26 protein-coding genes and 2 riboswitches are annotated in these 26,936 nt (G+C 40.2%); of the genes, 2 read left to right on the forward strand and 24 right to left on the reverse strand.

Annotated features, from left to right (window positions below; all coding sequences use genetic code 11):
- Window positions 1-100: 100 nt before the first annotated feature.
- The 14 genes from J2Y03_RS21435 to thiM form a co-directional block, all read right to left on the reverse strand.
- Complete coding sequence (locus J2Y03_RS21435) at window positions 101-1,678, reverse strand: SagB family peptide dehydrogenase (RefSeq protein ID WP_310198048.1); 1,578 nt, start codon at window positions 1,676-1,678, stop codon at window positions 101-103.
- Between the two features lie 24 nt (window positions 1,679-1,702).
- Window positions 1,703-3,649, reverse strand: coding sequence for a TOMM precursor leader peptide-binding protein (locus J2Y03_RS21440; protein ID WP_310198050.1), 1,947 nt, complete (start codon window positions 3,647-3,649; stop codon window positions 1,703-1,705).
- On the reverse strand, window positions 3,646-5,565 hold the full coding sequence (locus J2Y03_RS21445; RefSeq protein ID WP_310198053.1) for a putative thiazole-containing bacteriocin maturation protein: 1,920 nt from the start codon (window positions 5,563-5,565) through the stop codon (window positions 3,646-3,648). Before J2Y03_RS21445 ends, J2Y03_RS21440 begins: the two co-directional genes overlap by 4 nt.
- 172 nt (window positions 5,566-5,737) lie before the next feature.
- On the reverse strand, window positions 5,738-6,076 hold the full coding sequence (locus tag J2Y03_RS21450) for a heterocycloanthracin/sonorensin family bacteriocin (RefSeq protein WP_310198056.1): 339 nt from the start codon (window positions 6,074-6,076) through the stop codon (window positions 5,738-5,740).
- A gap of 347 nt (window positions 6,077-6,423) precedes the next feature.
- A complete protein-coding gene (locus J2Y03_RS21455) occupies window positions 6,424-7,197 on the reverse strand; it encodes a 3-oxoacyl-ACP reductase (RefSeq protein WP_310198057.1) in 774 nt (257 codons plus the stop codon).
- A gap of 12 nt (window positions 7,198-7,209) precedes the next feature.
- Window positions 7,210-8,223: an ABC transporter substrate-binding protein gene (locus tag J2Y03_RS21460; protein ID WP_310198060.1), complete on the reverse strand. Its 1,014-nt coding sequence runs from the start codon at window positions 8,221-8,223 to the stop codon at window positions 7,210-7,212.
- 17 nt (window positions 8,224-8,240) lie between these two features.
- The gene (locus tag J2Y03_RS21465; protein ID WP_310198063.1) at window positions 8,241-8,987 is read right to left on the reverse strand and encodes an ABC transporter permease; all 747 of its coding nucleotides are present in this window, start codon (window positions 8,985-8,987) and stop codon (window positions 8,241-8,243) included.
- On the reverse strand, window positions 8,987-9,727 hold the full coding sequence (locus tag J2Y03_RS21470) for an ABC transporter ATP-binding protein (RefSeq protein ID WP_310198066.1): 741 nt from the start codon (window positions 9,725-9,727) through the stop codon (window positions 8,987-8,989). The genes J2Y03_RS21465 and J2Y03_RS21470 overlap by 1 nt, the downstream gene beginning before the upstream one ends.
- A gap of 10 nt (window positions 9,728-9,737) precedes the next feature.
- Complete coding sequence (locus J2Y03_RS21475) at window positions 9,738-11,186, reverse strand: acyl-CoA reductase (protein ID WP_310198069.1); 1,449 nt, start codon at window positions 11,184-11,186, stop codon at window positions 9,738-9,740.
- Complete coding sequence (locus tag J2Y03_RS21480; protein ID WP_310198072.1) at window positions 11,183-12,268, reverse strand: LuxE/PaaK family acyltransferase; 1,086 nt, start codon at window positions 12,266-12,268, stop codon at window positions 11,183-11,185. The genes J2Y03_RS21475 and J2Y03_RS21480 overlap by 4 nt, the downstream gene beginning before the upstream one ends.
- Before the next feature lie 15 nt (window positions 12,269-12,283).
- Window positions 12,284-12,793 carry an energy coupling factor transporter S component ThiW gene (thiW, locus tag J2Y03_RS21485; RefSeq protein ID WP_310198075.1) on the reverse strand — a complete coding sequence of 170 codons (510 nt, stop codon included), beginning with the start codon at window positions 12,791-12,793 and terminating at the stop codon, window positions 12,284-12,286.
- 82 nt (window positions 12,794-12,875) lie between these two features.
- A riboswitch (TPP riboswitch) is annotated at window positions 12,876-12,983 on the reverse strand.
- Between the two features lie 10 nt (window positions 12,984-12,993).
- Window positions 12,994-13,653 (reverse strand): thiamine phosphate synthase, encoded by a 660-nt coding sequence (gene thiE, locus J2Y03_RS21490; RefSeq protein ID WP_310198077.1) that lies wholly within the window; start codon window positions 13,651-13,653, stop codon window positions 12,994-12,996.
- Window positions 13,654-13,662: 9 nt separating this feature from the next.
- Window positions 13,663-14,469: a bifunctional hydroxymethylpyrimidine kinase/phosphomethylpyrimidine kinase gene (thiD, locus tag J2Y03_RS21495; RefSeq protein ID WP_310198079.1), complete on the reverse strand. Its 807-nt coding sequence runs from the start codon at window positions 14,467-14,469 to the stop codon at window positions 13,663-13,665.
- A 12-nt stretch (window positions 14,470-14,481) separates the two neighbouring features.
- On the reverse strand, window positions 14,482-15,288 hold the full coding sequence (gene thiM, locus J2Y03_RS21500; protein WP_310198083.1) for a hydroxyethylthiazole kinase: 807 nt from the start codon (window positions 15,286-15,288) through the stop codon (window positions 14,482-14,484).
- Window positions 15,289-15,398: 110 nt separating this feature from the next.
- Window positions 15,399-15,509, reverse strand: a riboswitch (TPP riboswitch).
- Between the two features lie 173 nt (window positions 15,510-15,682).
- On the opposite strand from thiM, the gene J2Y03_RS21505 reads away from it, so the two are divergent.
- On the forward strand, window positions 15,683-15,994 hold the full coding sequence (locus J2Y03_RS21505) for a hypothetical protein (protein WP_310198085.1): 312 nt from the start codon (window positions 15,683-15,685) through the stop codon (window positions 15,992-15,994).
- A gap of 62 nt (window positions 15,995-16,056) precedes the next feature.
- On the opposite strand, the gene J2Y03_RS21510 is transcribed toward J2Y03_RS21505, so the two are convergent.
- A complete protein-coding gene (locus J2Y03_RS21510; protein WP_310198088.1) occupies window positions 16,057-16,965 on the reverse strand; it encodes a TIGR01777 family oxidoreductase in 909 nt (302 codons plus the stop codon).
- 215 nt (window positions 16,966-17,180) lie between these two features.
- On the opposite strand from J2Y03_RS21510, the gene J2Y03_RS21515 reads away from it, so the two are divergent.
- Window positions 17,181-17,453 carry an ATP-binding protein gene (locus tag J2Y03_RS21515; RefSeq protein WP_310198091.1) on the forward strand — a complete coding sequence of 91 codons (273 nt, stop codon included), beginning with the start codon at window positions 17,181-17,183 and terminating at the stop codon, window positions 17,451-17,453.
- Window positions 17,454-17,490: 37 nt separating this feature from the next.
- Here the strand turns inward: J2Y03_RS21515 and J2Y03_RS21520 are convergent, their stop codons facing one another.
- The 9 genes from J2Y03_RS21520 to J2Y03_RS21555 form a co-directional block, all read right to left on the reverse strand.
- Entirely contained in the window at window positions 17,491-17,910 is a 420-nt protein-coding gene (locus J2Y03_RS21520) for a hypothetical protein (RefSeq protein ID WP_310198093.1), read from the reverse strand.
- Window positions 17,911-18,221: 311 nt separating this feature from the next.
- The gene (locus J2Y03_RS28980; protein WP_396954243.1) at window positions 18,222-18,305 is read right to left on the reverse strand and encodes a putative holin-like toxin; all 84 of its coding nucleotides are present in this window, start codon (window positions 18,303-18,305) and stop codon (window positions 18,222-18,224) included.
- 183 nt (window positions 18,306-18,488) lie between these two features.
- Entirely contained in the window at window positions 18,489-20,264 is a 1,776-nt protein-coding gene (locus J2Y03_RS21525) for an acyltransferase family protein (protein WP_310198096.1), read from the reverse strand.
- Between the two features lie 552 nt (window positions 20,265-20,816).
- Window positions 20,817-22,124 (reverse strand): TRAP transporter large permease, encoded by a 1,308-nt coding sequence (locus tag J2Y03_RS21530; protein ID WP_310198099.1) that lies wholly within the window; start codon window positions 22,122-22,124, stop codon window positions 20,817-20,819.
- Window positions 22,125-22,138: 14 nt separating this feature from the next.
- Window positions 22,139-22,621, reverse strand: a complete 483-nt coding sequence (locus tag J2Y03_RS21535) for a TRAP transporter small permease (protein WP_310198100.1) — start codon at window positions 22,619-22,621, stop codon at window positions 22,139-22,141.
- 116 nt (window positions 22,622-22,737) lie between these two features.
- Window positions 22,738-23,817 (reverse strand): TRAP transporter substrate-binding protein DctP, encoded by a 1,080-nt coding sequence (dctP, locus tag J2Y03_RS21540; RefSeq protein ID WP_310198103.1) that lies wholly within the window; start codon window positions 23,815-23,817, stop codon window positions 22,738-22,740.
- A 35-nt stretch (window positions 23,818-23,852) separates the two neighbouring features.
- A complete protein-coding gene (locus J2Y03_RS21545; protein ID WP_310198106.1) occupies window positions 23,853-24,509 on the reverse strand; it encodes a carboxymuconolactone decarboxylase family protein in 657 nt (218 codons plus the stop codon).
- An 18-nt stretch (window positions 24,510-24,527) separates the two neighbouring features.
- Entirely contained in the window at window positions 24,528-25,331 is an 804-nt protein-coding gene (locus J2Y03_RS21550; protein ID WP_310198108.1) for an enoyl-CoA hydratase/isomerase family protein, read from the reverse strand.
- Between the two features lie 39 nt (window positions 25,332-25,370).
- The gene (locus J2Y03_RS21555) at window positions 25,371-26,936 is read right to left on the reverse strand and encodes a long-chain-fatty-acid--CoA ligase (RefSeq protein ID WP_310198111.1); all 1,566 of its coding nucleotides are present in this window, start codon (window positions 26,934-26,936) and stop codon (window positions 25,371-25,373) included.

Consider the following 26,936-nt stretch of genomic DNA (forward strand, 5'->3'; position numbering starts at 1 on the left):
AGAGTTCCAAGCTGCTTAACAAAGTAAATCTTTATTTTGCTGAGTCTTTTGTTATATTCATTCAGGATATTTCTTACATGGCTATTAATAAGTAAAGCTATCAATTATACAAACCACCCATTAACCAAGGACGATGTCGATAGGGACCGATTGGAATTTGGATTAAGCTGGTTTTTTCTTGTGAGTCCAACTCGTAAATTTTATCACTCAGGTTGGAATCATATCCGAGGAGCGGGTGGCCCCCCATTCCAATTGCTGCTGCCGATAAGAGCAATCGTTGCACGAGCATTCCTGCCTCCATTTGTTGAATGCGATATCCCCTGTAACCGAGTGTATTTTTATAGTAATCCTTTACCCCTGTGACATGAAAGCAAAGTGGTACTTGAAGCAAATTTACATTATATAACGACATACCCGATTGTAGCAGGAGTCTTTGATCTCCAAGATGGACCTGATGTAATGCATGAGTAATACTGTCATATTGATACGCACCATTAGGAATTCCTTCAACATTATACAAACAGAAATTGAGTGAGACACGCGGCTCGTGTTTCTGATGGACTGCCTCTAAATCATTTCGATACGAAAAGGAATCCGTCGCCTCGTGCAGCAGATTTGCCAATTCGAGTTGACTTATCTTTCCCATAATGAAATCCATATCTGGAGAAAATCGCTTTCGGCAAGCAGACCCCAGATCATATGATAGCCTCTTCGCCTGAGGCAGAGCTACCATACTACCACCACAATTCACATTCTCCTTCGCTCCGATCATCGAAAAAGAGGTTGTATCATCCAGCATGGACACTTCATTTAACTTGGTTAACATCGGATACTCTTTAACCCTTTGTGACCGAGCGTAGTGATCCGGCTCAATCGATATCAATTCTCGGCACAACTGTGCTGCAGATACCATTCTGTCCTTTTCACTCCCGTTGGCTGACCAAATGGTTGGTTCCACCGATAGCGGGATGACTGCATATACGCTCTCCTCACGTTCAGATAATCCGAGCAAATGATTCATGGCTCGATCAAGAAATTGAAAGTATACCCCAGATTCGAATCCAAACCGTTTCGATACTTCCAATAATTGTCCAATCAAGACGCCCGCATCCAACCCCTGCAGTCGGTAGGCAAAGTTATTGTATTTGAAAAAATTTTTCCAAAACATGGTTGATACAATAACCGTCCCAAAACATGCTGAAACGTCACAACGATTACCAAGAGCTCTAGTAATATAGGAATCGAAATTTCCTTCTCGCAGTAATACTAAGCGGTGGTGTGCCACATCATAATGGTACACTCCAACCGGCAAATCCTCGATTTTCAAATAAACGTATAATTCATTTGGATACAGCGCTCCGCCTGAAGGAGCAAACCTTCTTTTTGATTGCATTAGTTCTGTTGTTTTCTCTGAAGAATCCAAGCTATAGACCGATTGGCTAAATTGAGTAAGGCCGTAAACATACCAAAGAAAATGACCCATTTTAGATAGGTCAGGTGCTGCGGGTTGTTTCTGTCCTTCAAGTGTCAGTGGTACTTCTAGAGACAATGGAACCACAGGCAACCCGCGGTATAGTTTATAGGGAAGCGGTTTATCTTCCCAATCCACTTCCCAATTGGGTATACTTGCCTTTTCAATGTCAAAGTGTAAATTGTGCAGAAACTCATCAAGAATCATTCTCTATCACTCCTAGTGATGCGCTTATGGAAACGGATGCGGATGTGGATTGAGCTGTTCGGCTGTCAGCGGTTCATTTGAATATCCAAGTTCCATAGGTATTCTGTACACCCTCTCCAACCCTGTTACACGAGTAAGGTGATGTCCGAATGTCATCGGCAGCATCCCTGGAATCAGCACTTTTACACAATACAGTCCGTTTCGGAGTGTTTCAGGTGTCGTCTGGTCAACCACAATCACATCGAGATTTAATCGGCGAAACTCTTGAAGAATATCCTGAAGATCTTCGGTAAGATCTAAATGTTCAGACCCCCACTTGAATTCCTCTTCAAAAGATCGTAATGGACGATTATCCTCTAGCAAAAACTGAAGACGCTCTTCCGCTTGCGGCAAACCGTAAAGCATGCCATGATCATCCATTTGTTGTACCAATGAAGAATCATCTAACATTTGTATATACTCTTCCTCATTTGCCTCCAATTTCTCATCCAATGACAGCATCATGCCAGCTAACTCGTGAACCGCCGTTTTCACTGCCCGTACCGGGTCCAAATGAGATCCGGCCGCACAGATGAGATTCATTCCTTTTTGCTTTCTGTTTTTAGCGATGGCCATAATACTTGGAATTCCGTGCTCCATCGTTGAGTTATACAAATATAAATCATATCCCCCGACCGCACGCATCCGTTCAATCATTAGCTGAAGCTCTTGGTCTTCAATGGAGGCTGGATCCATACGCGGGAGGGACATCTGTGAGTACCATGTCATTAGGAACGAATCACGTTCCACCACTTCCAAAATACCGTAGAAAATGGCCTCTTCTAGACTTCCCCCCAATGCACATCCGTTGGAAGTTTCGTAGACAAATCCTTGTGACCTGCCTCCCAAACTGTAATAGGCAAGCAGCTCTGGAACCAGGATCGGACGCTCCTGCAAAAACGAATATCCCCATACCCAATCAATCGGAAAATCTGGATCAAATTCTGTAAATGGAAAACCTGGTCTCTCATACTGTTCTTTGGCGTGTACACCAACCTCAATCGGATTGAGGGCCTGATTTTTCAAATGGTTATAACTGTCATGGACCACTGTCTTTTTTCCACGAGGTTCAAGTCCACAGTACCGCTCCAAGCCTTCCAAAATAGCCGTTAACTCACTTACCGCGTAAGAGTTCGTCCTGCCTGCTGTGCCCTCGTCCCCTTCGAACAAGGGTAAATTGACACTTACATCAGCAAATGTATGCACGAGGTTAACCATTTTATCATTTAAAAGACCAGTTCGATTATCGAGATAGTCTTTAACAAGAACGTTATTCAGGTCATCTAATGAACGGCTGCGATAACTGTCGCTGGTAAACTTCGGACTTTGCTGAAGTGAAATTCGAGCCATGGCTGGTGAATCGTCAGGTAATTGACTACAAACCTGACACAAGGGGACGGGCAGAAACCTATGCCAAGAACTCTTTAATGTTTTCAGATTGATGAAACAAACCTTTCTTTCAGAATAAGAATCATCACCATTCATAATTCTTTGTACCTCAGCCCCGATTAAGTGGGCCATCTGTAATATTCCTGAGCGCGATGCCCAAGCTTCCTGCTGCATTCCTCCAGATAACTCCAACCTCTTTTGTATTTTCCACAATTCTCTGCGGTCGCGTGCTGATATAATACGCCGCATTTCAGCACATTGAGAGCATCCTGGTGTACCCGGCTGAACAAAAGGACCGACTACCCCCTCTCCAAAAGTAACAAAGCCACGAAGCCAAGGAGTGTTGGTTTGTCGAAACATCTCTTCTGCTTTTTGATGAACAATAGGATTCCAGGCATCATGTAAAACCAATGCCAAATCAACCCTTCCCGGTACGATTGCCCCGAAATTGCTTTGGCGAAAAACCATGTATTGGGATGACAGTTCTTCACACATGCGGTCTGCCAGCAGCCCTTCTCCTACAACCAACATGACAGCACTCACATTAACCCCTCCTCTTGAACCAATACCCCAAAGACCCCTGCCAATTCCTCTTGCAAAAAAGGTTCAAGACCTAGTTCAAACACCAAGAGCTGATGCCCATTCCGTTCCAAGATCTCCATAGCAGTCAGCAAGTTCTCGGACTCTATTCTCTCTTCACACGCAGGAATTTCAATGCTGAGCGGCACTTTTTCATCCAAAATCATGGACGAAACCGCCAATGATCGTACCATAACGAATTCCTCTTCATTTTGCACATTGAAAATTGCCTGTTGGAGCGAATTTCGTAATGCCATTGTTATATTCAAATCGACACTGCCATACCATCCGTCATTTGTACCAATCCACACAACCGGGAATCCAGACACTTCCTCACCGATCCCAATAGCCGGGGCTCCCCTTAATGTCGTCAGTGCCTGCAAATAAAAACGACAGCGTTCATCTTCTACCGTACTTAACTGCACTGGGAGGACTGAATACTCCTGATTAAGACTTTGTATGACCAACTCCTCGTCCAAACATTTTTGCAATCCTCGGCAAACACTTTCCGCGAATGATTCACCTGCTCCCACCTCCACTTCTGGTGGTAGATCGAGCAACCCGACTATTTGTGATACATACGCTTCAATTCCGGACAACCCCGCTTCCCTTCTTGCCTCCTCATGTGTCAGTCCTGTACAAACAATATCATCCAACAGTTCAGCTGGCCCCTCTACCAATGGGTTGACTGCTTGAACTCGGCACTGAGCTAACGGCAGTTGCCTTAAATCACCCTCCTCCCATATATGGAAAATTCCGGTTTCCTTTGAGGTCAACTCGTTGAAGGCAAGAAGTAATTTACCCGGATCACCTCTTTCCGAACCTGTTGCTAGTCGAATATCTAAATCTTCAACCAATCTAGATGATGTTTGTCCTGTCACCAGTGGATGAGGCATGAACGAATGCCAGTTTCCTTCTAACGTTTCCAAATCTAGAAGAAAAAATCGATTCTTCTGTTCCTTTTCGGACACACCCGTAACGTCTTTAAACAACTCAAATACAATTACATTCGCCAACATGGCTCCGGGTGTAGCAGAGGAAGTTGAAAATTTCTGTTCTTTGAAGAGAGCCCCTTGGTGAATACGGCGCCATGCTGATTCCCAATCCCCCTCAGACTCTGGATACACTACCGGACCCGCTAAACCCGCCTGCTCTAAACAGATAGCAGGGAGAAACACTTTCTTCTCTTCCCTGCTAACCCTATGTAGAAGTTGGAGTTCCTCTACATCACCCATTTCTGACACATATAAAATATAATCAAACGGTTTCACTATTTCCTCCCAGGAACTTTCCCCCTGCTTGTTAAGTGTGACCTCCTCTATCTCCACTTCCGCGTCTGTTTTACGGGCATGTGCCACGAGTTCCATCAAGCGCTGTCTATTGGTCTGATCACTGTCAGTAATCAGCATTTGGAACTTGGGCAATCCGGAATCAAGTAACGACGCAACCAACGAAACAAAAAAAGGGCCAGAGCCTACTGCTAACACTTTCGCTTGACGATAGTTCTGAAAACGGAACCCACCCGAATCAAGCAAATTATCCACAAATTCAATTTGTGAAGCATACTTTTTTAGAACCTGTTCCTTCAATTGATGCGGACGGTCTTGGCTTACATCTCGAACAAACCCATTTCGATATAGTGCTTCTGCAATTTCAAACACTCTATCTCGGTATGCCACCGGCAAACCGTTTGTCAAATACTCCAAGGTGTACTCGCCATTAAACATTGGGATCAGCTTTTCAACCCATTGATCAAGCATACTTCCTTCCATACGGAACGAGCTTACATTGTTCCGAAAAAACACACCACTGTCTGGATCAGGGAGAAAAAACGTGTCCCTTTTCACTTTCAGACGCATAGAAGGGTTCATATTCGCCATTTCGCTCCTCCTTAGCCTTAGCTTTTTTCATATTTATTTATTATCACTATCATCCTATGTATCTTAATTTGTCCCTTATGTTAATTATTGTAGAGAAAAGCCCCTACAATCATTGTAGGGGCCCTTCTCCTCTCCATATGAAACCGGAGTTTTCGTTATAAACGGAAAACGATCAACCGCCGCAACGGCCCCCGCCACCGCAATTGTGCCCTCCGCAGCGATGTCCGCCGCAATTGTGGAAGCAATTGTGGAAGCAATTGTGAAAACAATTGTGAAAACAATTGAAGCAGTTAAAACAGTTAAAGCACCTAAAGCAACTAGAACATCGGCCAAAACCACCAATACCACCAATACCGCCAGGACCACCAATACCGCCAAGACCACCAACACCGCCAAGACCACCAAATCGAGTAGGATCAGTATAGTACGTGCTTGGGTCATAAGGAACTGCCTCGGTCGTTTGGAAATCACCAAGACTTAACCCCTGAAGTTGACTTTGGAAATCATACATTTTTATTACCTCCTTATATATTTAAAAAGGGCTGCAGCTACTTGAAATGGGCAAAGAAGAAACTAATAAATAGGTAAATACACTGCATTACCTTCCCCAACAAAATATGTATTATAGGTGGGTATTGCTACTGAAACAAAAGCCTATTTTTATTGCTTCAAGGCCCCAGCCAGGATGAGAAAAGAATGTTCTCTTGATAAATGGTAATTGAGACAACAGCAATGGGGGCCTTTTATTATAAAAAAAGTGTCCGGCAACATGGATGGACATTTGTCCACCAGCGGTGCCGGACACTCTTACTTTCTCTAGCATTTTCGGATTATGCTACTTTTGGTTTTACTCCTACCCTAACTCATGACCAGACCGCCATCGACAACTAGTGTCTGTCCGGTCATAAACTGACTCCACTCAGAGGCTAAAAAAAGAACTGGCCCGACGATATCCGCCGGTGTTGCGATTCTTCTTAGCGGGGTTTGCCCGATGATCATTTCCTTTACCTCTTCTTTTGTTTCACGGCTTGCATCGGTTGGATACACCAATCCAGGTGCAACACAATTGACCCTGATTCCGAAAGCTCCTACTTCAACGGCAAGATTACGGCTAAACCCGATTAACGCTGATTTAGCGGTTGTATAGTCATGATAAGGAACGAGTGGCCGATTCACTAAGTTTGTGGCGATATTAATAATGCTGCCCTTGGTTTGTCTTTTCATCAAAGGAATGGCTTCTTGGCAAACATAGTAGCTAGATTTCAGTGCTCCATCGATTTGTTCTTGATAGTCTGCCCATTTTAACTGTGTAAACATTTTACGTGTATCTGGATTAAATACGTAGGGTTTAAAGGCATTATTGACGACCACATCTAATTTTCCTACTTCGAGTTCAATTTGCTCCATCATCCTTTTAACATCAGATTCAGATGTTACATCAGCTTGAATCGCCCACGCATCACCACCAAGCTCAAGACATGAGGCAACTGTTTTTTCAGCTGCTTGTTCATTTTGAACATAATTCACAATAACGGTCGCCCCTTCTTTCGCAAAACCTTTTGCGATGGCGGCACCGATTCCTCTGCTAGAACCTGTAACGAGTACTGTTTTATTTTCGAATTTCCTCATCATTTGCTAGCCCCCCTATTTCATTTTAGGAAGGAAGTCTTCGACGATCACGTCCGCCATATTCAAATCCTTGTCTATTAGCCCTAATTTTTTATACGTGTCAGCACCCTGTTGTAACACACCTTTTTCTAATGCGCCCAAACCTCTTTCACTCGTTGCATTCGAAATACTAGATTCGTTTCGTAGTTTAATAATTTCTAAATTGTGCTTTTGATTCTTGCCATCAATGGCGTATTTTACAGCCAAATCAGCCGCTTCCTCTGGCTGGTTGATCATCCAATTTGCACTTGTTTGATAGCCTTCAATAAACTTTTTCAGCATGTCCTTTTTCTCGTTGTACGTTTTTTCCGTTACCACGAAGACATCGCTTGGGACATTGAGATAATCCTTTACTTCTAGCACATTTACATCCACAAGTCCTTTTTCCATTGCGGTCACCAAGCCAGTGTCGGTTGCAGCCGTTGCATCGACCTGCCCTTGCAAGAGCGGTGCAAAATTCAATAGACCTGTTTCAACAATCGTAACGTCCTTTTCGGAAAGTCCTGCTTGATTTAACAGAACAAGAAGATTTTGCCTAGTTCCACTGGAAAGGCTATACACGCCAATCTTTTTCCCCATTAAATCCTCTGGTTTCGTGATATTGCTTTCCTTTAAAGAAACGACATTGAATACGTTTTGTGGATAAATATTATAAATAACCTTTAATTTCTCCCCTTGATTTAAGGCGAAATAGAGCGATCCTGGATCTGTGAAGGCAATATCGGCCTTACCTGAAATTATATTCTTAATTGCATCCCCTCCCCCAGCACCCGGGATCAACTCAACACTTAAACTCTGTTTCTTAAAAAAGTCCTTTTCTTCTCCGACAAGCAGATTCGTTTGTTCTGAAATCGGTTGACTCCAGTTTGCCACTGTTACTCTATCTAACTCTTTTTCTGCAGCGGCTTGCTGCTCCGTATTTTTTGATCCACAACCGACCATTACCAATAATAAAATGATAGTTCCTGTTATCATAGCTTTCATTTTCATTGCGTTAAATCTCCTTTTTAGGACCCATTCTTATATCGGAATAATCTTTGTTCAATTAAATAAATGATTTGATAAATAAGCGTTCCAATGATCGTGACTAAAATAAGCACGGAAAACATCAAGGGAGTATCCATCATGCCTTGCGAAGCAATAATCAAGGCGCCTAATCCCTCACTTCCGCCGATAAATTCACCGACAACGGCACCTACCACCGCTAGAACAGCTGCTACACGGAAGCCGGCGAGGATACTCGGCAAGCCTGCGGGTATTTTTAATTTAAATAGGGTTTGCCACCTGTTTGCCCCTAGCACCCGAAATAGCTCAATTTTTTGACGATCAGTGTATTGAATGGCGGTCACTGTATTTTCCATTAACGGGAAAAAACATATTAATGCTGTGATTACAACCTTTGATGTCATTCCAAAACCAAACCAAAGTATAAATAGTGGTGCAAGAGCAAGCTTTGGAACAGCCTGACTTGCAATAACATACGGAAATAATAGCTTTCGGATAAATTCTACTTCCCCCATTAAAATTCCAGTCAACATTCCCAACAAACTTCCGAGAAACAGTCCGATGACAATCTCAAGGCTTGTCCGGATAATATGCGGGGTATAATAACCACTCATTAATCCTTCTATAAGGGTTTCGACAACCACGGACGGTGCTGGAAGGACTAGTTCGGACATTTGCTTAGCGAGCACTTCCCAGACGAATAGAATCAAGATGAATAATAACCATGAATAAATCGATACTCTTTTCATCATAGTCCTCCACTAATGGCAGTCCGGATTTCCAAGCAAAGCTTATTAAACTGTCCGGAATATCGAAATTCTGGTGTGTGCCGATTTTGTAACGAGACTGGCAAATCATAGATGATTCTTCCTTTATCCATTACCGCAATCCGGTCAGACAAATAAACAGCTTCGGATATATCATGGGTAACAAATAACACAGTCATTTGATGGAGTTCACAAAGCCGAAGAAGATCCACTTGAAGCTCCTCTCTCGTAATCGCATCGAGAGCTGAAAAAGGCTCATCCAAATAAAGCATAGATGGAGTTTGAATGAGCGCTCTTGCAATAGAAACTCGACTTTGCTGCCCGCCAGAGAGCCTTGTGGGATATTCCTTTTTTAAATGGGATAGACCCATTAAGGCTAATAGGGATTCGGCTTTTTCCACATCCGCTTTTGTCACTTTTCGTTTTAGAGAAACAGGAAGAAGAACATTATCGATCACTGTTTTCCAATCCAATAGTGTCGGTGCTTGGAACACAAACCCTATCTTTTCTGAAGGTTGGATTACAGCTCCATGTAACTGGATTGATCCCGTTTCCGGTATTAATAATCCTGCTGCGAGTTTTAATAGGGTTGTTTTTCCACATCCGCTTTTACCTAGTAAACTATGAAACTTTCCTTTTTCTATCTCTAAACTTACAGCATCGACAATCAAATTATTGTTTGCATAACTGTAAGTCACATCTTGTAAACTTAAAAAAGCCATTTGAAGCCTCCTAATCGATATAAGCTGCAAAATTTTCTGCGTACTCTTCCGCTGAATGCTCAATATCAACCATTTGAACGAGATCTAGTAAATTAAAGCGGCCGTCATGATGCCAGCCTGACTCAGGAGAAGTCATCTTTCCTAAAGAGGTCACCCTTGTTATCCCTACATTCCCTAACTTTTCAGCCCAGTGAAAAAGTTCCTTCGGGGCTGCAGCCACACCTACACTCTGTAAAAAAGTTCGATAGGGTGTAATACTTGGCATAATATCTTCTATCTTTTCAAAAGCAATCACCTTCACTGCACGATTGGAACAGGTTGGGGAGAACGGTGCACCTTCTTCATAGACAACGGTCCAATGATTGTCAGTATGACCAAATACTTGTTTAGTAGTGTTTGTATAGGATGATACTTCTTCTTGGTTACGCCAATGGATAGCGGCGGTCATTTCTTCTAGGGAAAGGGTGCGCCTAGGGTATCTCTTTTGATAGCTTTCGAGTTCCTGGGCGAGATACTGGGCAAACTCGACGGGTGATACATTTCCCCCTTTCTGAACATAGAAAATATGTGGAGAATAACAGCCCTGTTGGTCAAATTGAATAATATCAAAGGCGGCATGATGAGCCGTGGTTAATGCTTTTCGTGAGTCTAGTGCCGCTTTGCTAATCATCCCGAAACTGATTTTATGACCGAATGGCAGAAAACGAGTGGTGACAGGGATTCTACGGCTCATTGAGTCTAACGACTGATTACCTCCATAGCCGACCACGACATCTGGATACGTAAACATCTCCTTTTCACGTTCCTCATCTCCCCCTTTCCACCATACAACTGCTAGGCAATCTTTTAAGTGGGGAGCAACCTCGACTAAAACCTGAGCAAACCAACCTGCAAACAACGGCTCGGCACTGGATACTTTTCCAATGTTGCCTGACTTCACCAATAATCCAGAAATCAGACTCCATAACGGGAGTGCTGGAACATTTCCGGCCCATACATGGAGAATTAATTCAGGTCCAACTGCTTTAGAAAATCCTCTCTTTATGCGAGGTTGAAAATCATCCAGCAGCAAGGGATTTCCTAAGTCCTCGACCACGAAGCGCTGCAGCTCATGTTTTCGAAACTTTTTTAAAAAGGATGTAAGCCCCAGTCGAATCATTTCTTCATCGTATCCGGTAACAATCGGCAACAGCCTTTCTGCTTTTTTCCGGTAGGTTGAATTCCGATTGAGCATGACTTCAATGGTGGTGTCAATGATTGAAATAATCTCCGCAATCGTCATGTTTTTTAACACTTCAGCGCTTGCTCGTTTAACCTTTTCTGCGACCTGCTGCATTTGCTTTATAGTAAGAAGCGGCGCTTCTACTTCAAGACTCTCACCTTTTTCCGTAAAGGTAAGAATCTTGGACTCTACTACCTCTTCACCAATATCGGGAAGGTATCCAACTCTTTCTCTCATAATGTTGTTCCCTTTGCAGACTGGATAAATTCTTCAACGGCAATCGAACAACCCTTCGCCTCTGTACCCTGTACCCTGCCTAAGAGAAGAAAACCCCCAGCCACCTTCATGCCTAAGTCTTCGGTCAGAATAGTCGTGACAGAATTAAAATTTGCTAGATCACAATGCACAATAACCCCGCGTTCCCCTTCGGCCACTTCTTCACCTGTGAACGGGTGAATAATTCTCGTTTGGAGCCAATGTGGACCGGATTTAACAGATGGAATTCGTTCATTTCCAGAATCATAAAGCTGTGAACTTAATTCGGTCATTCCATACATATTGATACAATCATTTCTTGGAACACCTAGTAATCTCGATAATTCTTGATAAAATTTATCCAATTCCCATTCTTCTGACTGATTTTTAAAACCCCCTGTATCCAAAATCTTACTTCCAGGCGGCAATTGGAAGCTGCGGCCAATTTTTGCTAGTTCTTCAAACAGATGAACAAAACTGAAGGAGGCACCTAATAATGCATAAGGCTCACCGGACTGTTCTGCCTGCTCCAGTTCTTGAATAAGCCTCTCTAGGTCAATCCCATTTTCACCTAGAAGATAGTGACTCTCTTCAGTACCAAACTTTTGTTTAGCAAGTGATAAATATCGTGCTAATGAAGAGTTTGGCATTTCATCTTCCGTAGGGAACAGAATGCCCATCCGAATTTTTTCGGTTTCTTTCATAAAACGCTGTTTAAAATAGGATTTCATCGAAAGATTCCATACTTGTAAGGTGGGATGATAGTTCTTCCCTTTCACACCTTTTGTAGTGCCGCTCGTCATAAAATACCTTTCCGCTTCTTCTGGCGGCGTACAGGATAGTGGTACCTCCTTAAAAGCGTTAATCGGCACAGCCGGTATGTCCTTCCATGATTTAACCGTCCGGATGGTTTTTCCTTTTTGCTGACAGAACTTCCGAAATGGAAGGTTATTGGTGTATTGATAAGCGAAAATTTGTAAGGCTGTTTGATTAAATTCATCATCTGAAAGCGAATCTAATGAAATAATAGTCATTAGTTGGTTTATGATCTGCTGTTGTTCCATGAAGTTACTTCCTTTCTATTTCAATGGTGTTCCATTTTGAGTAAATACTGCTATCTTCTTCTTTAAGAAAATGGAAAGGATGATGGCTCCAATCAGTCCACCGGCGATCGAGCTAAAAATAAATAACGGTATAAATCCAAACACGGCTGCTTCTTGACCCATTAATAGAGTTGCAATTGGGTAGCAGAGAATCGCCCCAAGAATGCCCGTTCCAATTACTTCACCGAAAAACGCCATATAGATCTTTCTGGTTTTCATAAAGAGGAGCCCCGCTAATAAGGCACCAACCATACTTCCTGGAAATGCAAAGATGGATCCGGTTCCCATCATATTTCGTAGAATTGAGACACATAATGCCTGCGCAACGGCATAAACCGGTCCTAATAGAACAGCAGACAAAACATTCAAGAAATGCTGAATCGGAAACACCTTTGTGAATCCAATCGGAATATAGAATAAATTACTCGAGAGTGTGCCAATCGCGATCATCATCGCAGTCAATGTGAGCTTATGTGTTTTTCTCATAAAAAAATCCCTCCAAGTTTTTTATTAGCACTGGGGGATAACCTGTTTATACGTTGTCCATTTCCGTTAATAATCCGTTAAATGGATGTATAGTTCACTTCCCTACGCTGGTATAACCCAGATCAGGTTCAGGGGTTTAAGACCATTCCTAGTCTAATCTCAGCCAACTTCGGCTCCCCCAGTGCTAGTATGAAATTTTATTAGATTTCTAAGACACTTTTTCTTAATGCTTTAGCGGCTTCTGTAACGGAATGAGCATGGCTTATGGCAGTAATTACCGATACACCATCTGCTCCCGCTTTGATGACTGACCCTGCGGTTTCGGCCGTGATTCCGCCTATTCCAACAATCGGAAGTGTTACACCTCTCGCTCGCAATTCTTCAATAAGCTTCGTTCCGTTTGAAGGTTTTGCATCTTCTTTTGTACTGGTTGGAAAAATAGGTCCGATTCCAAAATAATCGGCTCCACCCTCTAAAGCAGTCATAGCTTCATCATAACTATGTACAGAAACTCCAATGATTTTATCGCTGCCAATCCTCTTTCTGACTTCCTCTATCGGCTCGTCATCCTGACCGATATGAACACCGTCCGCGTTTAGTGCGATTGCCAATCCAATATCATCATTAATAATAAAAGGAATTTGCTGCTCTCTGCATATTTGTTGAAGTTCTTTTGCAAGTTCAACCTTTTTATCATCCGTTAACGCTCCGATTCCCTTTTCCCGAAATTGAAATAGGGTGATTCCGCCTTCAATGGCTTCTTTCAAAACTTGGACTGGATGATTCTTACAGTTTGGACTGCCCATAATAAAGTAGACTTTCAATGCCTCTTTTATGGCATCAATACCGGTCTTCGACATGCTGCTCTCCTACCTTTTCAGTTCATTTCTTTTTCGATATGCCCAGTGATTGGTTGGACCATGTCCTTGACCAATCTGGAGTTGATCTTCAATCGCTGCTTGGATAAAATTCTTCGCTTTCGATACCGCTTCAAATACACTTAAACCTTTTGCAAGTTCAGCTGTGACAACCGCTGAAAACGTACAGCCTGTGCCGTGTGTATTCTTTGTCAGAACTCTTGTACTCGTAAAAGTCGTAAATTCGTTCCCATCATACAATAAATCTATCGATTCATTTTGGTCTTCATCATGCCCGCCTTTTATGACGACATTCTTAACTCCTAAATTATAAAGTCGTTTCGCAGCTTCCCATTTATCTTCATCGGTTATAATCGACATTTCCGTTAAAACCTCTGCCTCTGGGATATTCGGTGTAACGACCATCGAAAGGGGTAGTAAATATTGTTTTAAGGCCGAAATGGCCTCGATTTGGAGCAACGATGCGCCGCCCTTAGCAATCATAACGGGGTCGACCACGACATTTTTCCAATTATAGTATTCTATTTTTTCAGAAACCGCTTTGATGATTTCCGCATTAAACAGCATCCCGGTTTTAAGGGCATCTGTACCGATATCTTCCCCAATCGATTCGATTTGCTTAATAACTGCCTCCGCTGTCATTGGAAAAACGGCTTGAACCCCTAACGTATTTTGGGCTGTTACCGCAGTTATAGCAGACATACCGAAAACCTCTAACTCTTGAAAGGTCTTTAAATCTGCCTGAATTCCTGCACCGCCGCCGCTATCGGAACCGGCGATTGTTAATGCTTTTTTCATGGTGATCACTCCTTATAACTGTTTGAATGAAGCGAATTGATGGATATCCTCTGAAGTAACAAGGGCAAGTTGATTTAAGAACTCGATTTGGAAACTGCCAGGTCCCATATTGCCTACCTTTTCGATTGCCTTTTCCGCTGCAATCCCATAAAAGGTTAAAGCAGATAATGCAGCGTGGACAAGATTCTTTTCCACTCCTGCAAATGCACCGATAACGGAGGTTAATAGACAGCCGGTACCTGTAACTTTAGTTAACAGATGATGTCCATTGGACACTAGGTACGTTGTCTCGCCAGTTGTCAGGACATCTTCTTTGCCGGTAATCACGACAATGGTGTTTAGCTTTTTCGCTGCGTTTATGGCCAATTCCACATTATTTCCTTGCTGTTCACCAGCATCAACACCCTTGATTTCCCACTTTTCCCCTAAAACATTGGCAATTTCAGCGGCATTCCCCCGCAATACAGATATCTTCACCTCATTGATAATCAGTTGCGCCATTTCTGTTCTGAACGGAGTAGCTCCTGCACCAACGGGGTCAAAGATGACCGGAATTCCGAGTTCGTTTGCCGTTTTTCCAGCCAAAATCATCGAGCTGACCAATTCCCTATTTAATGTGCCAATATTCAGGACGAGGGCACGAGAAATACCTACCATGTCCGCTACCTCTTCAGAAGCATTCGCCATTACTGGAGACGCCCCTAGGGAAAGAAGTCCATTTGCCGTAAAATTGGTGACTACCACATTGGTAATATTATGTACGAGCGGGTTCTCCTCTCTTACCCTTTGTAAAATTAAACTCATTTCGCTGCAATTCATAGTAATTCCTCCTTCGTAAGTATCCTTATAAGTTTCCTATTACTCTGTTAAACACAAAAAAGCCAGCTCCATGTTAATGGACCTGGCTAAAATAGTTAGAGAAAAAGGATATTTTCACTTGGCTACTTTCCCACGCTGGTATGATCCAGATCAGGTCCGAAGGGTTAAAAACTTATCGTTTTTCTCTCAGCCCGTTTATCAGGGCACCCCTAGTAGTAAAAATCTTATAAATTAGTTCTTATAATAGTCTAAGAATTTTGATATGTCAATTTATCAAAAATCGTTAGATTGGTTTAATTTTCAAGAAAAGTGTTTTATTTTAAGTAAAAAGGAGAATAGTCGGATTTACTTTCCTCCTTTATCTCTTAAAATACATAGTGGAGGTAGAGTCTTTATGCTAAAAAGAATGATCATCCTTGGGACACTCTCAATAATCTTAGTAGTATTAGTTTTAGTAAAATCACAGTCCACATCTACAGTAACCAATGATAACAATGATTCCTCCGAGTACATAACTATAGAATATACTATTAGCAAAATTAAAGAGAATCAATACTACGGTGAAAGTGATGATGGAACGGCGATTATTTTTTCTGCAGGAAGCATCGTATCGGGTGATAACATACAAGTCGATGATGTTGTTATATGCTATTTTGAAAGAGACAATTTTGGTAAAGGGATAGTCAAGGTCAAAAAGAAAAAGTAGTAGCCCTTCTCAATTGTGGGGGGCTACTACTTTTTTTTGAAATAGAAAGACAAGTTTGAATCTTATACATGAAAAGTAAGTAAATCCTCCAAAGCAGGTTTTAGTGATGGGAACGTGAATTCAAATCCTTCCTCCATTAATACTTGAGGCATAACGTGTTGACCTTCCAAAACGAGTGCACTTTTTTGTCCAAGGACTGTTTTCATGACGAAAGAAGGTACAGGAAACCAGTGTGGACGGTGCAAAACAGCACCAATGGTCTTACCAAAATCGTTCATTTGAAGAGGAGAAGGTGATGTGACGTTGACTGCTCCACTCAACCGATTATTCTCTAAAGCAAAACAGATGGCTCTAACAACATCGGTTACATGTACCCAGGATACCCACTGTTCACCTGAACCCACTTTCCCTCCGACAAATAATTTATAAGGCAGTGCCATAAGTGGAAGTGCCCCACCTTCCTTCCCTAGCACCACACCAAATCGCATAAATACAGTTCTAATCGAATGCTCAACTAACTGCTTCGCTTTATTTTCCCAGTCATGTACAGTTTTACCTAGAAAATCATCCGCTATTTCCGTTGAATTTTCGGTATACACATTCTTTACAGATGCTGGGTAAATGCCGATGGCACTGGCATTGATTAAGACCGAAGGCTCTTCGGTCAGGCAGGAGATGATTCGTAGTAACTCATCTGTTGCTGTCATCCTGCTTCCATAAATTTGCTTCTGATGACTCTTATTCCATCTCCCATCGTTGATGGAAACACCAGCCAAATTAATAAAAGCATCCACATTTTTTATTTCATTTTCTGGTGAAGCACCATCAGAAAGCCACTTAACATACTGCACCTTTATAGATGATTTCTTCTCCTTTCTTGTTAAAATCACAATCGTATGCCCTTCAGCTAGAAGCAGATCCGTTAACTTTTGACCGATAAACCCAGAACCCCCGGCAATCACAATCTTCATAATTCTCCTCCAATACATCCAAAGAACGTAAATTTATATGAAAATTATACCATTTACTGCAAAGAAAATTCTGACTTTAAACTACGGCAGATAATCCACCTGAGCCATAAACTCAAGTGTGTTTTGGGTTAAATGACAGGATGGCTACGATTAAACTAGCAATTGAGGACTAACCCTCTCGTTATACAAGTTAGTTTTGTCCTCAATACCTCGGATTGAGGACTAATCTTTTCGGTGTACTCGGTAGTTTTGTCCTCAATACCACGGATTTATTAGTGACACCATTCTATACGACCAAAACAGAGGGAACTGGTTTGGGTTTAATGGTCAGCAAAAAAATCATTCAAAATCACAATGGAAAATTCGAAATAAAGAGTGTTCCAAATAGGTCGACTACAGTCACCATTACATTACCAAAAGAACTCAGTCATTTAGATTATGTAAATATGAACGAGAATGAAGATCCTACTTTATCTCAATCTTCATGAGTTAAGTCGCTGTACTACACAGTACGGAAAAGCCTTTTTATTGATTTCTGAAAATAATCATGCCAGTAATCATGGGTACGATCATTAACAAACCAACGGTAAGAGTGGGAATTGGTAAGGGGAATGCAAAGATAACACCAAACTCACCAAGAAATCCACCAATCAAAAAAGGGATGCCGGATTTTGCTTTGTTGGCATGAGGCTTTGCAAAGTACCATGCGTCCCACACCGTATATGCATAAAATCCAGGATAAAATAACACGTATTGGAAATTGGCTGCCTCTAATGCTTTTTGGTGGAAGCCGTTAAAATCCAGATGAATAGCCGTATTAATTTTTCCAAATACATTATCATAATGTTCTACGATGAGAAGAAAAACGCCCTTCAGGAACTGTCGATTATAGAGTTGACCAAATCCGGGCATTAACATGGAAAATAAAGCAGCAATATTCCTCATGAAGCTCTCCTTTGTTGTCTGTGTATTTGCTTATTCCGTATTATGGAAGTGTTTATTATAATTTCCAAATAGATGGAAATGACTCAAAATAAAATAAACAAATATCGACATTTCCGATTAGAACCCCATATCTATAAGAAATAAGTACTATTATTTTCATTTATTTCAGTTATAATAAAAGTAAGTATTGAATAAATTAAAAAAGACCGAACATGGTGGAAACATGTCCGGTCCAGCAATAGACGGTCCCTCAGGTAGGGGTCGGCTTTTAGGGTAGGATAATCCATCTGAGCCATCAACTCAAGGGTGGATTATTTTTTTTGGTTAAATGACAGTATGGCTACGATTAAACTTGCAAATCCAAACATAATCATAAACGTTTCAAAAACCGTCAATCAGCAGCACCCCCTTTCTGGTTTGGGAGTGTGCCGACCACCCTTGAGATACCCTTGTCTATTGCTCTTTTTAGTATATCATAACTTCCAAAAACAGAACATACATTCTGTAATTTCCCAACATATTAAAAGAAAAACCCCAGTTTCATTACTGAGGTTATCGTCCATTCAATGATAAAATTCTTAGTCTTCCAATTTTTCCACTAATAGATTAGCGTATGTTTCTCCGCCTGACTTCGATAAATGAACGCCATCATTTGCAAAAAACTCCGCATGTCCTGCACTTGCACGATACCAATCTACGAGAACGGTATTGGGCATACTATTAACCACTTCTTCTAATGTAGAATTCACAGTCGATTCCCATGGCCTGGGTATTCGACAGTTTACTAAAATCACCTTTTTATTACCCAGACCTTCTATTACATTTACCAGGTCAGTTTTTACAAAAGGTCCATTGGTACCGACTTGAATAATTACATATTCCCCTAATTGACTATTGCTCTCTAGATTTTTGATCACCTCCGGCAACTCAGACATTTGCCGTCCAACACGGAAATCGATAATTGCTTCTGGATAATGATTTTTAAAGAAAGGAGCAACATCATAGAGAATGGAATCACCAATAATTGTAACGGTTTTCAAATCCGGTTCTGTGATTGCCTCAACAGCCCCTGGGTCTGGCTGCTCTTGGCTAAATACTAGTTCATCCAAAGGTGCTAGTGTTAATGGTGTTTTCACAGCTACTTTGACGTTTGTTTTCGTGACAAACACTACTCCTATTCCTAATATGAATGCTAATAAAACAGCGCCGCTACCTAAAACAATCCTTTGATGAACGATAGTCAGTTTTTTATATCCTGTTAGAGTATATTTTAACCGCCCTGCTCGAATGGGGGTTTCCACAAATCGATAGGACAAAGCCGAAACAATCAATGTAGCAGCTATTTGTAAGCTTATCCGCCAAACATTTAGTCCATCTGTATTCACAATCGGTGTTGTTAAGATAATAATCGGATAATGCCACAAATAAATACCATAGGAACGTACTCCAATCCATCGAAGAGGCTTAACGCTCAACCATTTCGCCAACTTACTAGCTGGATGTGCTAATGCCGCTACGACTAAAATGGTAAGTATGGATAAAAGAAGCATACCTCCCTGATAATGAAAATGGTCAAATTGTGACGTGATTGAAAACATGATAATAATTAGCACTAACCCTGTTATTCCGACACTTTCAAGGACAATACTAGCCTGTTTTGGTAAGGTTTTAGATAATCTTTGACTTGGCCATAAGAAAGCCAGAGCAGCTCCTAGAAGAAGAGAAAAGGCTCTTGTATCTGTTCCATAATACACACGAGAAGGATCCTCACCCGGTATATAGAGATATGCCATTAACCAAGCAGAAAAGACAACTCCAACTAGGATAGCGGCAATCCGATACCTTTTTATTTTTATGAAGGTAAAACCAAGAATGATAAACAAAGGCCAAATAAGATAAAATTGCTCCTCAATCGCCAAGGACCATAAATGAGTAAGAGGTGATGCCGGACCAAAGGAATCAAAATAGGAAACTTCATGGAAAATGTACCACCAATTTGTAACATATAAAAGTGAAGGCAAAAAATCAGATCGTAATTTTTCAAACGAAGGATGATCTGTGAATGTTACCCAAACGGTAATGATAAAAATCATAACCAATACTGCTGGAGCCAGCCTGCGAAACCGCCGGATCATAAAGCGCAGGTAGTTAATTCTATTGTTTTTATTCCACTCATCGATAAGGATGTCCGTAATCAAGTACCCAGATAAAACAAAGAAAACCGTTACTCCAGAAAACCCACCCTGAAACCAAGGGATATTCAGATGGTAAAGAATAACACCAATGACAGCTATGGCTCTAAGTCCATCAATTCCTGGCATATATCTGCGTTTATCGTTGCTTGGAACTTCCATTAAATCCTCCCCTATTTTCATTTTGAAAGGATCGTTTACGATTACACCTCTATTGGTTTTTTATATGTTTAAGATCGTTCATTCATTCCGGGAAAAGAGCTTGTTCCGATTGTTGTAAATCTTGATAATCATTATGTTGGTGAGGTTTCGTTCGATAAAATTAAAAATTTAATATTTATTGCAAAGACTATAAGCACATCTTATTAATAAATGATGTGCCTGGTTGTTCATATAGAAATTTAAGCTAAGACTACTTTCTAAAACTCAACTCGATTCCGTCCCTTTGTTTTTGATTTGTAGAGAGCCTTATCTGCATTTTCTTGTAACTGAGCAATTTCATCTTCTTCAGTAACAACTTTAGTGGAAAAGCCAATACTGGAGGCTTAAGTGTTTAGGTTTATTGACGGAAGAACAGTTCGTAGAGATCGTAACAAAATTTAAAAGCCTGCCTATGGCATAAAGTTAACATACAGTTGGAATAATTCCTTAAACATTTATGGTATAAAAAAATCCCAGATTCATTTATGAATCCGGGTTTTTTTGGCTTCCTGATTACCGCATTGTATTAGGTAAAAATAGAGCAATTTCAGGGAAAATATATACTAATACGATGAGAAGGAGAATTGGTATCATGAATATCAATGCTCCTTTAAAGATATCTACTAATTCTAGATCTTCTGAAACCCCTTTTAAGACAAAACAATTCATCCCAACAGGTGGTGAAATTAAGGCCATTTCAACAACAAGGACAATGATAACTCCAAACCATACTAAATCAAATCCTGCCAATTCTAATACAGGCATAAGAATAGGGATGGTTACAACCATCATCGCTAAGGTATCCATAAGTGCCCCTAGAATAATGTACATGATAATGATTAAGATAAATATCATGGTTGGTGAAAGATTTTTGTCAAAAAGGAAATCCGCGAGCATGTATGGAAGGCGTGTGATCACCAACACATAGTTTAAAATAAATGCACCCAATAGAATTGCAAACATAAATCCTGTAGTTTTGATCGTACTGATAATGGCTTCTGAAAAATTTTTCAAGGTTAACTTTTTGCGAATTAAGCCAATAATAAATGCACCTAAAGCCCCTACCCCTGCCGCTTCAGTAGCAGTGAAAAAACCAAGATAAAGACCACCAACAACGACAATAAACATGATAATTATACTAATATTAGACTTAAGTGAAATAAATCGCTCTTTCCAACTAACACTGGGTTCTACTATATTAGAAACCATACTTGGCTTTACAATAACAACGATAACAATAGTAAGCATGAAGAAAATGGTCAGTAATATACCTGGAATAACTCCTGCTGTTAGAAGCGCACCAATTGATTGTTCTGTTATCATCCCATAAATAATAAATGTTGTGCTTGGTGGAATCAATATGCCTAATGCACCACCAGCAACGATCGAACCACCTGTCAAGCTTTTACTATACCCTGCTTTCAACATTTCTTTCGATGCAATGACACCCATGGTCCCAGTGTTTGCAACGCTCGAGCCAGAGGCTGCTGCAAACATCGCTGATGAACCGATAGTCGCAAGCCCCAATCCCCCTTTTAATCTACCAAACCACTTCCTAAAGGTATCAAACAACTCCTCACTAATTCCGGAAGTATATAAAAACTGCCCCATTAAAACAAATAATGGGATTGTGCTAAGAGTATAGCTGTAACTCTGGTACCATACGATACTATCAATAGCTGATAGTAGTGTATCCCATCCTTTTAGATAGTAAATAGCAATACTTGCAGGAATTGCCATAGCAATGGCAATTGGGATTCTTAGAAACATAAGGATAAAAACAGAAATAATTACTATTACTCCAACCGCTTCAACTGTCATTTTCTCACTCCTTATTAAAAGCTTCGAACGGATTTATAAAATCTTGAAATTGCTTCAAGTCCCCAACCGATGAAACCAATAATTAAAAACATCTTAATAGGATAAAAAGGAATTTTTAGCAGATCAGACGACTGCAAAAAGTTCATTTTAGTTATATAAACCCAACAAACTAAAAAACAAAACAAGAGTGTTAATAATTGGGAAAGGCAGTTTATCGCAGCTTGTAAACTGGGTGGGAATTTATCAACAATGAGTCCTATCGAGATATGTGAGTTTGATTGTTCCGTTATGGCTAATGCACCCATAATAAGTAAAACCATTGTAAACTGAACTAATTCTATATCTCCAATAATTGGTTGGCCAAAAGTTCTTGAAATAGAAAAAAAAGTAACTGCGATCATCATAAGAACAAGAGCGAAATAAGATACCCATTTATTAATATTGGTAATAAACTGTATAACTTTTAAAATAGGGTTCATTACTCTACCTTCTTTCATTAGAAATTCAGAAAAGATAGAAGGATCTTTTGAATGATAATAAAATCATATTCAAAAGATCCATTTCTAGTTTTTAGGTCGAAAATCATTTTTATATTTGCATTATATCGTGATGTTTAAAAAGGAAGAGCGCCGCCTTCGTCTTTAATTAAGGTTTTAAATTCCTCCAATATTTCATCACCAGGATAACCCTTTTTATTACCCTCTTCTGCCCAGGCATCCCATATTTTCTTTGAAGGTTTCTTAAACTCTTTCAATTTGGCACCATCTAATGTGATGACTTTACCACCTTGACTTTTTACTTGCTCACCATATTCCTTCATTGCTGAATCTGCTTGATTTTTGTACATTTCCCCAGTCATTTCACCTAATTTAGGACCTAACTCTTCCACAAAAAGTTTCTGGAGATCATCAGGCATTTTTTTCAAAGAATTTGAATTTAGTAGAAACACAAGAGTTGTTGCACCTAAATCAATTTTAGTTAAATACGGAGCTACCTCGTATAATTTAAGTCCAAGCGCACCAACAGATGTATAAGTAGTTTGATCAACCGTGTCTTTTTCTAATGATTCATATATTTGTTCCAAACCCAGCGATACAGGTACTGCATCCCATCCTTTAACTGTTTCGATTCTCTCTGCTCCTTGAACAATGATCTTATTATCTTTAACATCTGCAATAGACTCTACAGGTTCCTTACTATATAGCTGATAAGAGTCCGTAGATGATATGGAAAGAAGAGTCGATTCATTAAAAGCATCTTTCATATACTTGTCTTTAAGCTTACCCAAAACCCTCGCCTTAACACCGCTATCGGTAATACCAAACGGTAAATCACCAATAGTTAGTGGGTATAAATTACTATCAAGATGTAAACCCGGGCTTACATATCCAATATCATATACACCACCCTTTATATCATCATAAGCAGTAGCAAGTGTTCCAAGAGCCCCACTATTATAGATTTCAATCTGAACTCTACCATTTGTTTCTTTTTCTACGAGATCCGCCCACGGTTTAACAACATCGGTATGAAATTTATGGGTAGCTGGAATTTGAACATTAAAACTAAGTTTGTATACTTCTTCACCTGAGTTTTTATCCGAACTAGTTTTATTTGCTGAATTTCCACAGCCAAGTAAAGCTAGTGAAATACTCAACATTATGGTGATCAATAGGAATAGTTTTTTTGACAAGACAGTTTTCCTCCCTTTCATATGGAAAGTCTTTTTTATTCATCAAAAGCATTTAAAGCATTCACACCGTGAGCCAAAGCAGAACCCGCTTTTAAGGCAGTTGCTACCATAATCGCTTCGGCAACCTCTTCCTTAACCGCTTTGGCTCTTTTAGCGCCCTTTGTATGAATATCAATGCAATATGGGCAGCCAGTAGTATGTGCCACTGCAACCGCAATAAGTTCTTTTTCCTTAACACTAAGTAAGCCAGACTTCATAGCTTGCTGATCAAAATCCACAAATGCTTTGAAAACATCACCATTTAAATTCGAAAACTCTTTTAATCTATTAAAATATGCTCGTTTATACAATTCTTCATCATCCGTATTATCGAAGCTATTGAGCGCGTTCACCCCATGTGCAAGCGCTGATCCTGCTTTTAATGCAGTTGCTACCATAATGGCTTCAGCCATTTCTTCTTTTGAAGTCTCTAAAGATTTCGCATTTTTTACATGTATGTCGATGCAGTAAGGACATCCAGTTGTATGGGCGACAGCTATCGCAATTAACTCCTTTAATTTTGAAGGAATTGCACCTTCCTTTAAGGCATAATGATCAAATCTGATAAAATATTTAAAAGTATCAGGGGTTAAGTCACTAAATTCTCCTAGACGTGAAAAATATGATTTTTGGTATAAAGATTCATTACTCATTTTTGTTTCCTCCCTATTTTATTTACTGTTTTGACTTCTTTTTTCTTTCTGGCTGGCAACAAATTTATCGATTTCTTCCCTCGCCTCTCCATGCAACATCATATGTTCTTGTAATTCTGGTTCATAAAAAAGTAGATTTTCAAATCTCGGGGTTGCTGCATTGACTATTTTTTTTGTTAATCGAATAGCTGAAAAAGGATTCCTGTTCAACTTACCTATTAATTCTTCAGTAGCAAACGTTAATTCCTGAGAAGGTACTACTTTGTTTACTAAACCAATTTGTAAAGCTTCGGCAGAGTCGATGACTTCACATAACATAATTAATTCCTTTGCTTTCGCCGGTCCTATAAGATTTACTAATCGAGGTGTACCTCCACCTGAAAAAAATAATCCCCGTTCAACCTCTGGGAGACAAGCTGTTGCGCTATCTGCCATAATACGAAAATCGCAAACCATCGCTAAAACGAAGCCAGCACCGTACATCGGACCATTTATTGCTGCTATCGTTATTTGATCGAGTGCATCAAACTTCCTTAAAAACTCATGTCGGTTAATCTGATCTTCCCTAATATAGGAAGAACTTAGCGCATGATCTTCTATTCCGTTCAATAGCTCATTCATATCTGCACCGGCCGAAAATGTCTTTCCATTGCCGGTAAATACAATGAATTTATAATCTGAATCTTTTCGTATTTCAGAAATAATTTCATCCAGTTCCTCATTCATTTGTGTATTCATGGCATTTGCTTTTTCAGGTCTATTAAACGTAATCGTAATGACTGGTTTCTTACGTTCTACCAATAGAGTGTTGTAGGCTATCATCATCAAACCCCTTCGAATTAATTTTGGTTTTGAAAACGGTTAAATATTTCTGCTTGCGAATTCCCAGTAAGGTGCACGTAATGTTTTTTTATCAACTTTCCCATAATGGGTTAGCGGCAGTTCTTCAACAATATTAATTGCTTTGGGAACCTTATATTTTGAAAGGTTATTCTTGCAATATTGCATGATGTTTTCAGCATTTATTGGAGTTTTTTTAGGGATAATAAAGGCTGTGACAGCTTCTCCCCAATCCTTATCCGGAATACCAATAACGGCTACTTGACGAACATCCGGGTGCTTTTGGATGACATTTTCAACTTCCGAAGAATATACATTCATGCCGCCGCTAATGATCATATCTTTTTTCCGATCCAGCAGATAGACGTATCCTTTCTCATCCATCACTCCCACATCTCCAGTGTGTAACCAACCATCTTTTATGGTTTCAGCCGTTTTTTCAGGAAGTTTATGATAACCAATTAAATTTGTCAGTGCTTTGACGGCAATTTCACCCTCTTCACCGCGGCTAACTTCATTTCCAAGTTCATCAACTATCTTAATTCTGCTCATAATCGTTGATTTACCACAACTTTGTAATATTTTTTGATATTCCTCATCGGTGCGGTGATCCGCTTTCTTAAGCCATGTTGCAGCACTTTGTGTTTCAGTCAATCCGTAAATTTGAAGAAAAACTTGACCAAATATTTCCAAGCCCTGTCTTAACCGATCTGCTGCAATAGGTGCTGTCCCATATTGAATGGTTCGTATCGAGCTTACATCAAATTTTTTATCTTCCATAAAATCAAATAATCGATATAGGGTGGTAGGGACAGTACTTAAGAAGGTAATCTTATTTTTTTCAATATGTTCCAATACGTTCTCAGGATCAAATTTACTTTCAATAAAAATTTGAGCGCCTTTTACCATACCCGCGTATAAATAAAGTCCAGCTGCATGCGGCAATGGTGTAGTCAATAAAATTTTTTCATCTTCTTGCATTGTCGTCTCAATGGCCATAGAAAGAGAGGTTAGAACGGTTCCTTGATGATTATGTACTACTCCTTTTGGCTTTCCAGTGGTACCGCCAGTGTAAAGGATTAACGAGAGATCCGTAGGGCTAGTTGAAACAGTTAACATAGCTTCTGGTTCATTCGCCTGGAAAGATTCCCATGAAATAAATGGAGAGGGCAAATGTTCTGTCCTGCCAACCCCTACAATCGTCTTCATTTTTGGTAATTCCATCTGGATGTTTTTTATAATGGAGAAAAATTGCTCTTCAACAATTAAAACTTCTGCATCAGAGTCATTTAAAATGTAAAGAATTTCGTTCTCTCCAAGCATGTTGTTTAAAGGGACTTTTGTTCCACCTGCAAAGAAGATTCCTAATTCACTAATCAAGTATTCAGGAGTGTTGGATAATAACAGAGCAACCCTGGTATTATTTTTTACCCCACACTTTATCAATCCATGAGCAACTCTATTAGCTTGCTTGTGTAGTTCACGATAGGTGAATGATTGATGTTGAAAATGCACAGCCAGTCTGTCTCCATGATTTTGAAACAAATTGTTGAAAAAATCGTTTAAAGTTAGAATGGAATGATTCAT

Source organism: Neobacillus niacini (genome assembly GCF_031457145.1).
GTDB lineage: Bacteria > Bacillota > Bacilli > Bacillales > Cytobacillaceae > Neobacillus > Neobacillus niacini_J.

Bases quoted from the DNA above. Each gene is read 5' to 3' on its own strand.
- J2Y03_RS21435 (WP_310198048.1), bottom strand. From the start codon at position 1,678: ATGATTCTTGATGAGTTTCTGCACAATTTACACTTTGACATTGAAAAG.
- J2Y03_RS21445 (WP_310198053.1), bottom strand. From the start codon at position 5,565: ATGGCGAATATGAACCCTTCTATGCGTCTGAAAGTGAAAAGGGACACG.
- J2Y03_RS21450 (WP_310198056.1), bottom strand. From the start codon at position 6,076: ATGTATGATTTCCAAAGTCAACTTCAGGGGTTAAGTCTTGGTGATTTC.
- J2Y03_RS21455 (WP_310198057.1), bottom strand. From the start codon at position 7,197: ATGATGAGGAAATTCGAAAATAAAACAGTACTCGTTACAGGTTCTAGC.
- J2Y03_RS21460 (WP_310198060.1), bottom strand. From the start codon at position 8,223: ATGAAAATGAAAGCTATGATAACAGGAACTATCATTTTATTATTGGTA.
- J2Y03_RS21465 (WP_310198063.1), bottom strand. From the start codon at position 8,987: ATGAAAAGAGTATCGATTTATTCATGGTTATTATTCATCTTGATTCTA.
- J2Y03_RS21470 (WP_310198066.1), bottom strand. From the start codon at position 9,727: ATGGCTTTTTTAAGTTTACAAGATGTGACTTACAGTTATGCAAACAAT.
- J2Y03_RS21475 (WP_310198069.1), bottom strand. From the start codon at position 11,186: ATGAGAGAAAGAGTTGGATACCTTCCCGATATTGGTGAAGAGGTAGTA.
- J2Y03_RS21480 (WP_310198072.1), bottom strand. From the start codon at position 12,268: ATGGAACAACAGCAGATCATAAACCAACTAATGACTATTATTTCATTA.
- thiW (WP_310198075.1), bottom strand. From the start codon at position 12,793: ATGAGAAAAACACATAAGCTCACATTGACTGCGATGATGATCGCGATT.
- thiE (WP_310198077.1), bottom strand. From the start codon at position 13,653: ATGTCGAAGACCGGTATTGATGCCATAAAAGAGGCATTGAAAGTCTAC.
- thiD (WP_310198079.1), bottom strand. From the start codon at position 14,469: ATGAAAAAAGCATTAACAATCGCCGGTTCCGATAGCGGCGGCGGTGCA.
- thiM (WP_310198083.1), bottom strand. From the start codon at position 15,288: ATGAATTGCAGCGAAATGAGTTTAATTTTACAAAGGGTAAGAGAGGAG.
- J2Y03_RS21505 (WP_310198085.1), top strand. From the start codon at position 15,683: ATGCTAAAAAGAATGATCATCCTTGGGACACTCTCAATAATCTTAGTA.
- J2Y03_RS21510 (WP_310198088.1), bottom strand. From the start codon at position 16,965: ATGAAGATTGTGATTGCCGGGGGTTCTGGGTTTATCGGTCAAAAGTTA.
- J2Y03_RS21520 (WP_310198093.1), bottom strand. From the start codon at position 17,910: ATGAGGAATATTGCTGCTTTATTTTCCATGTTAATGCCCGGATTTGGT.
- J2Y03_RS21525 (WP_310198096.1), bottom strand. From the start codon at position 20,264: ATGGAAGTTCCAAGCAACGATAAACGCAGATATATGCCAGGAATTGAT.
- J2Y03_RS21530 (WP_310198099.1), bottom strand. From the start codon at position 22,124: ATGACAGTTGAAGCGGTTGGAGTAATAGTAATTATTTCTGTTTTTATC.
- J2Y03_RS21535 (WP_310198100.1), bottom strand. From the start codon at position 22,621: ATGAAAGAAGGTAGAGTAATGAACCCTATTTTAAAAGTTATACAGTTT.
- J2Y03_RS21545 (WP_310198106.1), bottom strand. From the start codon at position 24,509: ATGAGTAATGAATCTTTATACCAAAAATCATATTTTTCACGTCTAGGA.
- J2Y03_RS21550 (WP_310198108.1), bottom strand. From the start codon at position 25,331: ATGATAGCCTACAACACTCTATTGGTAGAACGTAAGAAACCAGTCATT.
- J2Y03_RS21555 (WP_310198111.1), bottom strand. From the start codon at position 26,936: ATGAATCATTCCATTCTAACTTTAAACGATTTTTTCAACAATTTGTTT.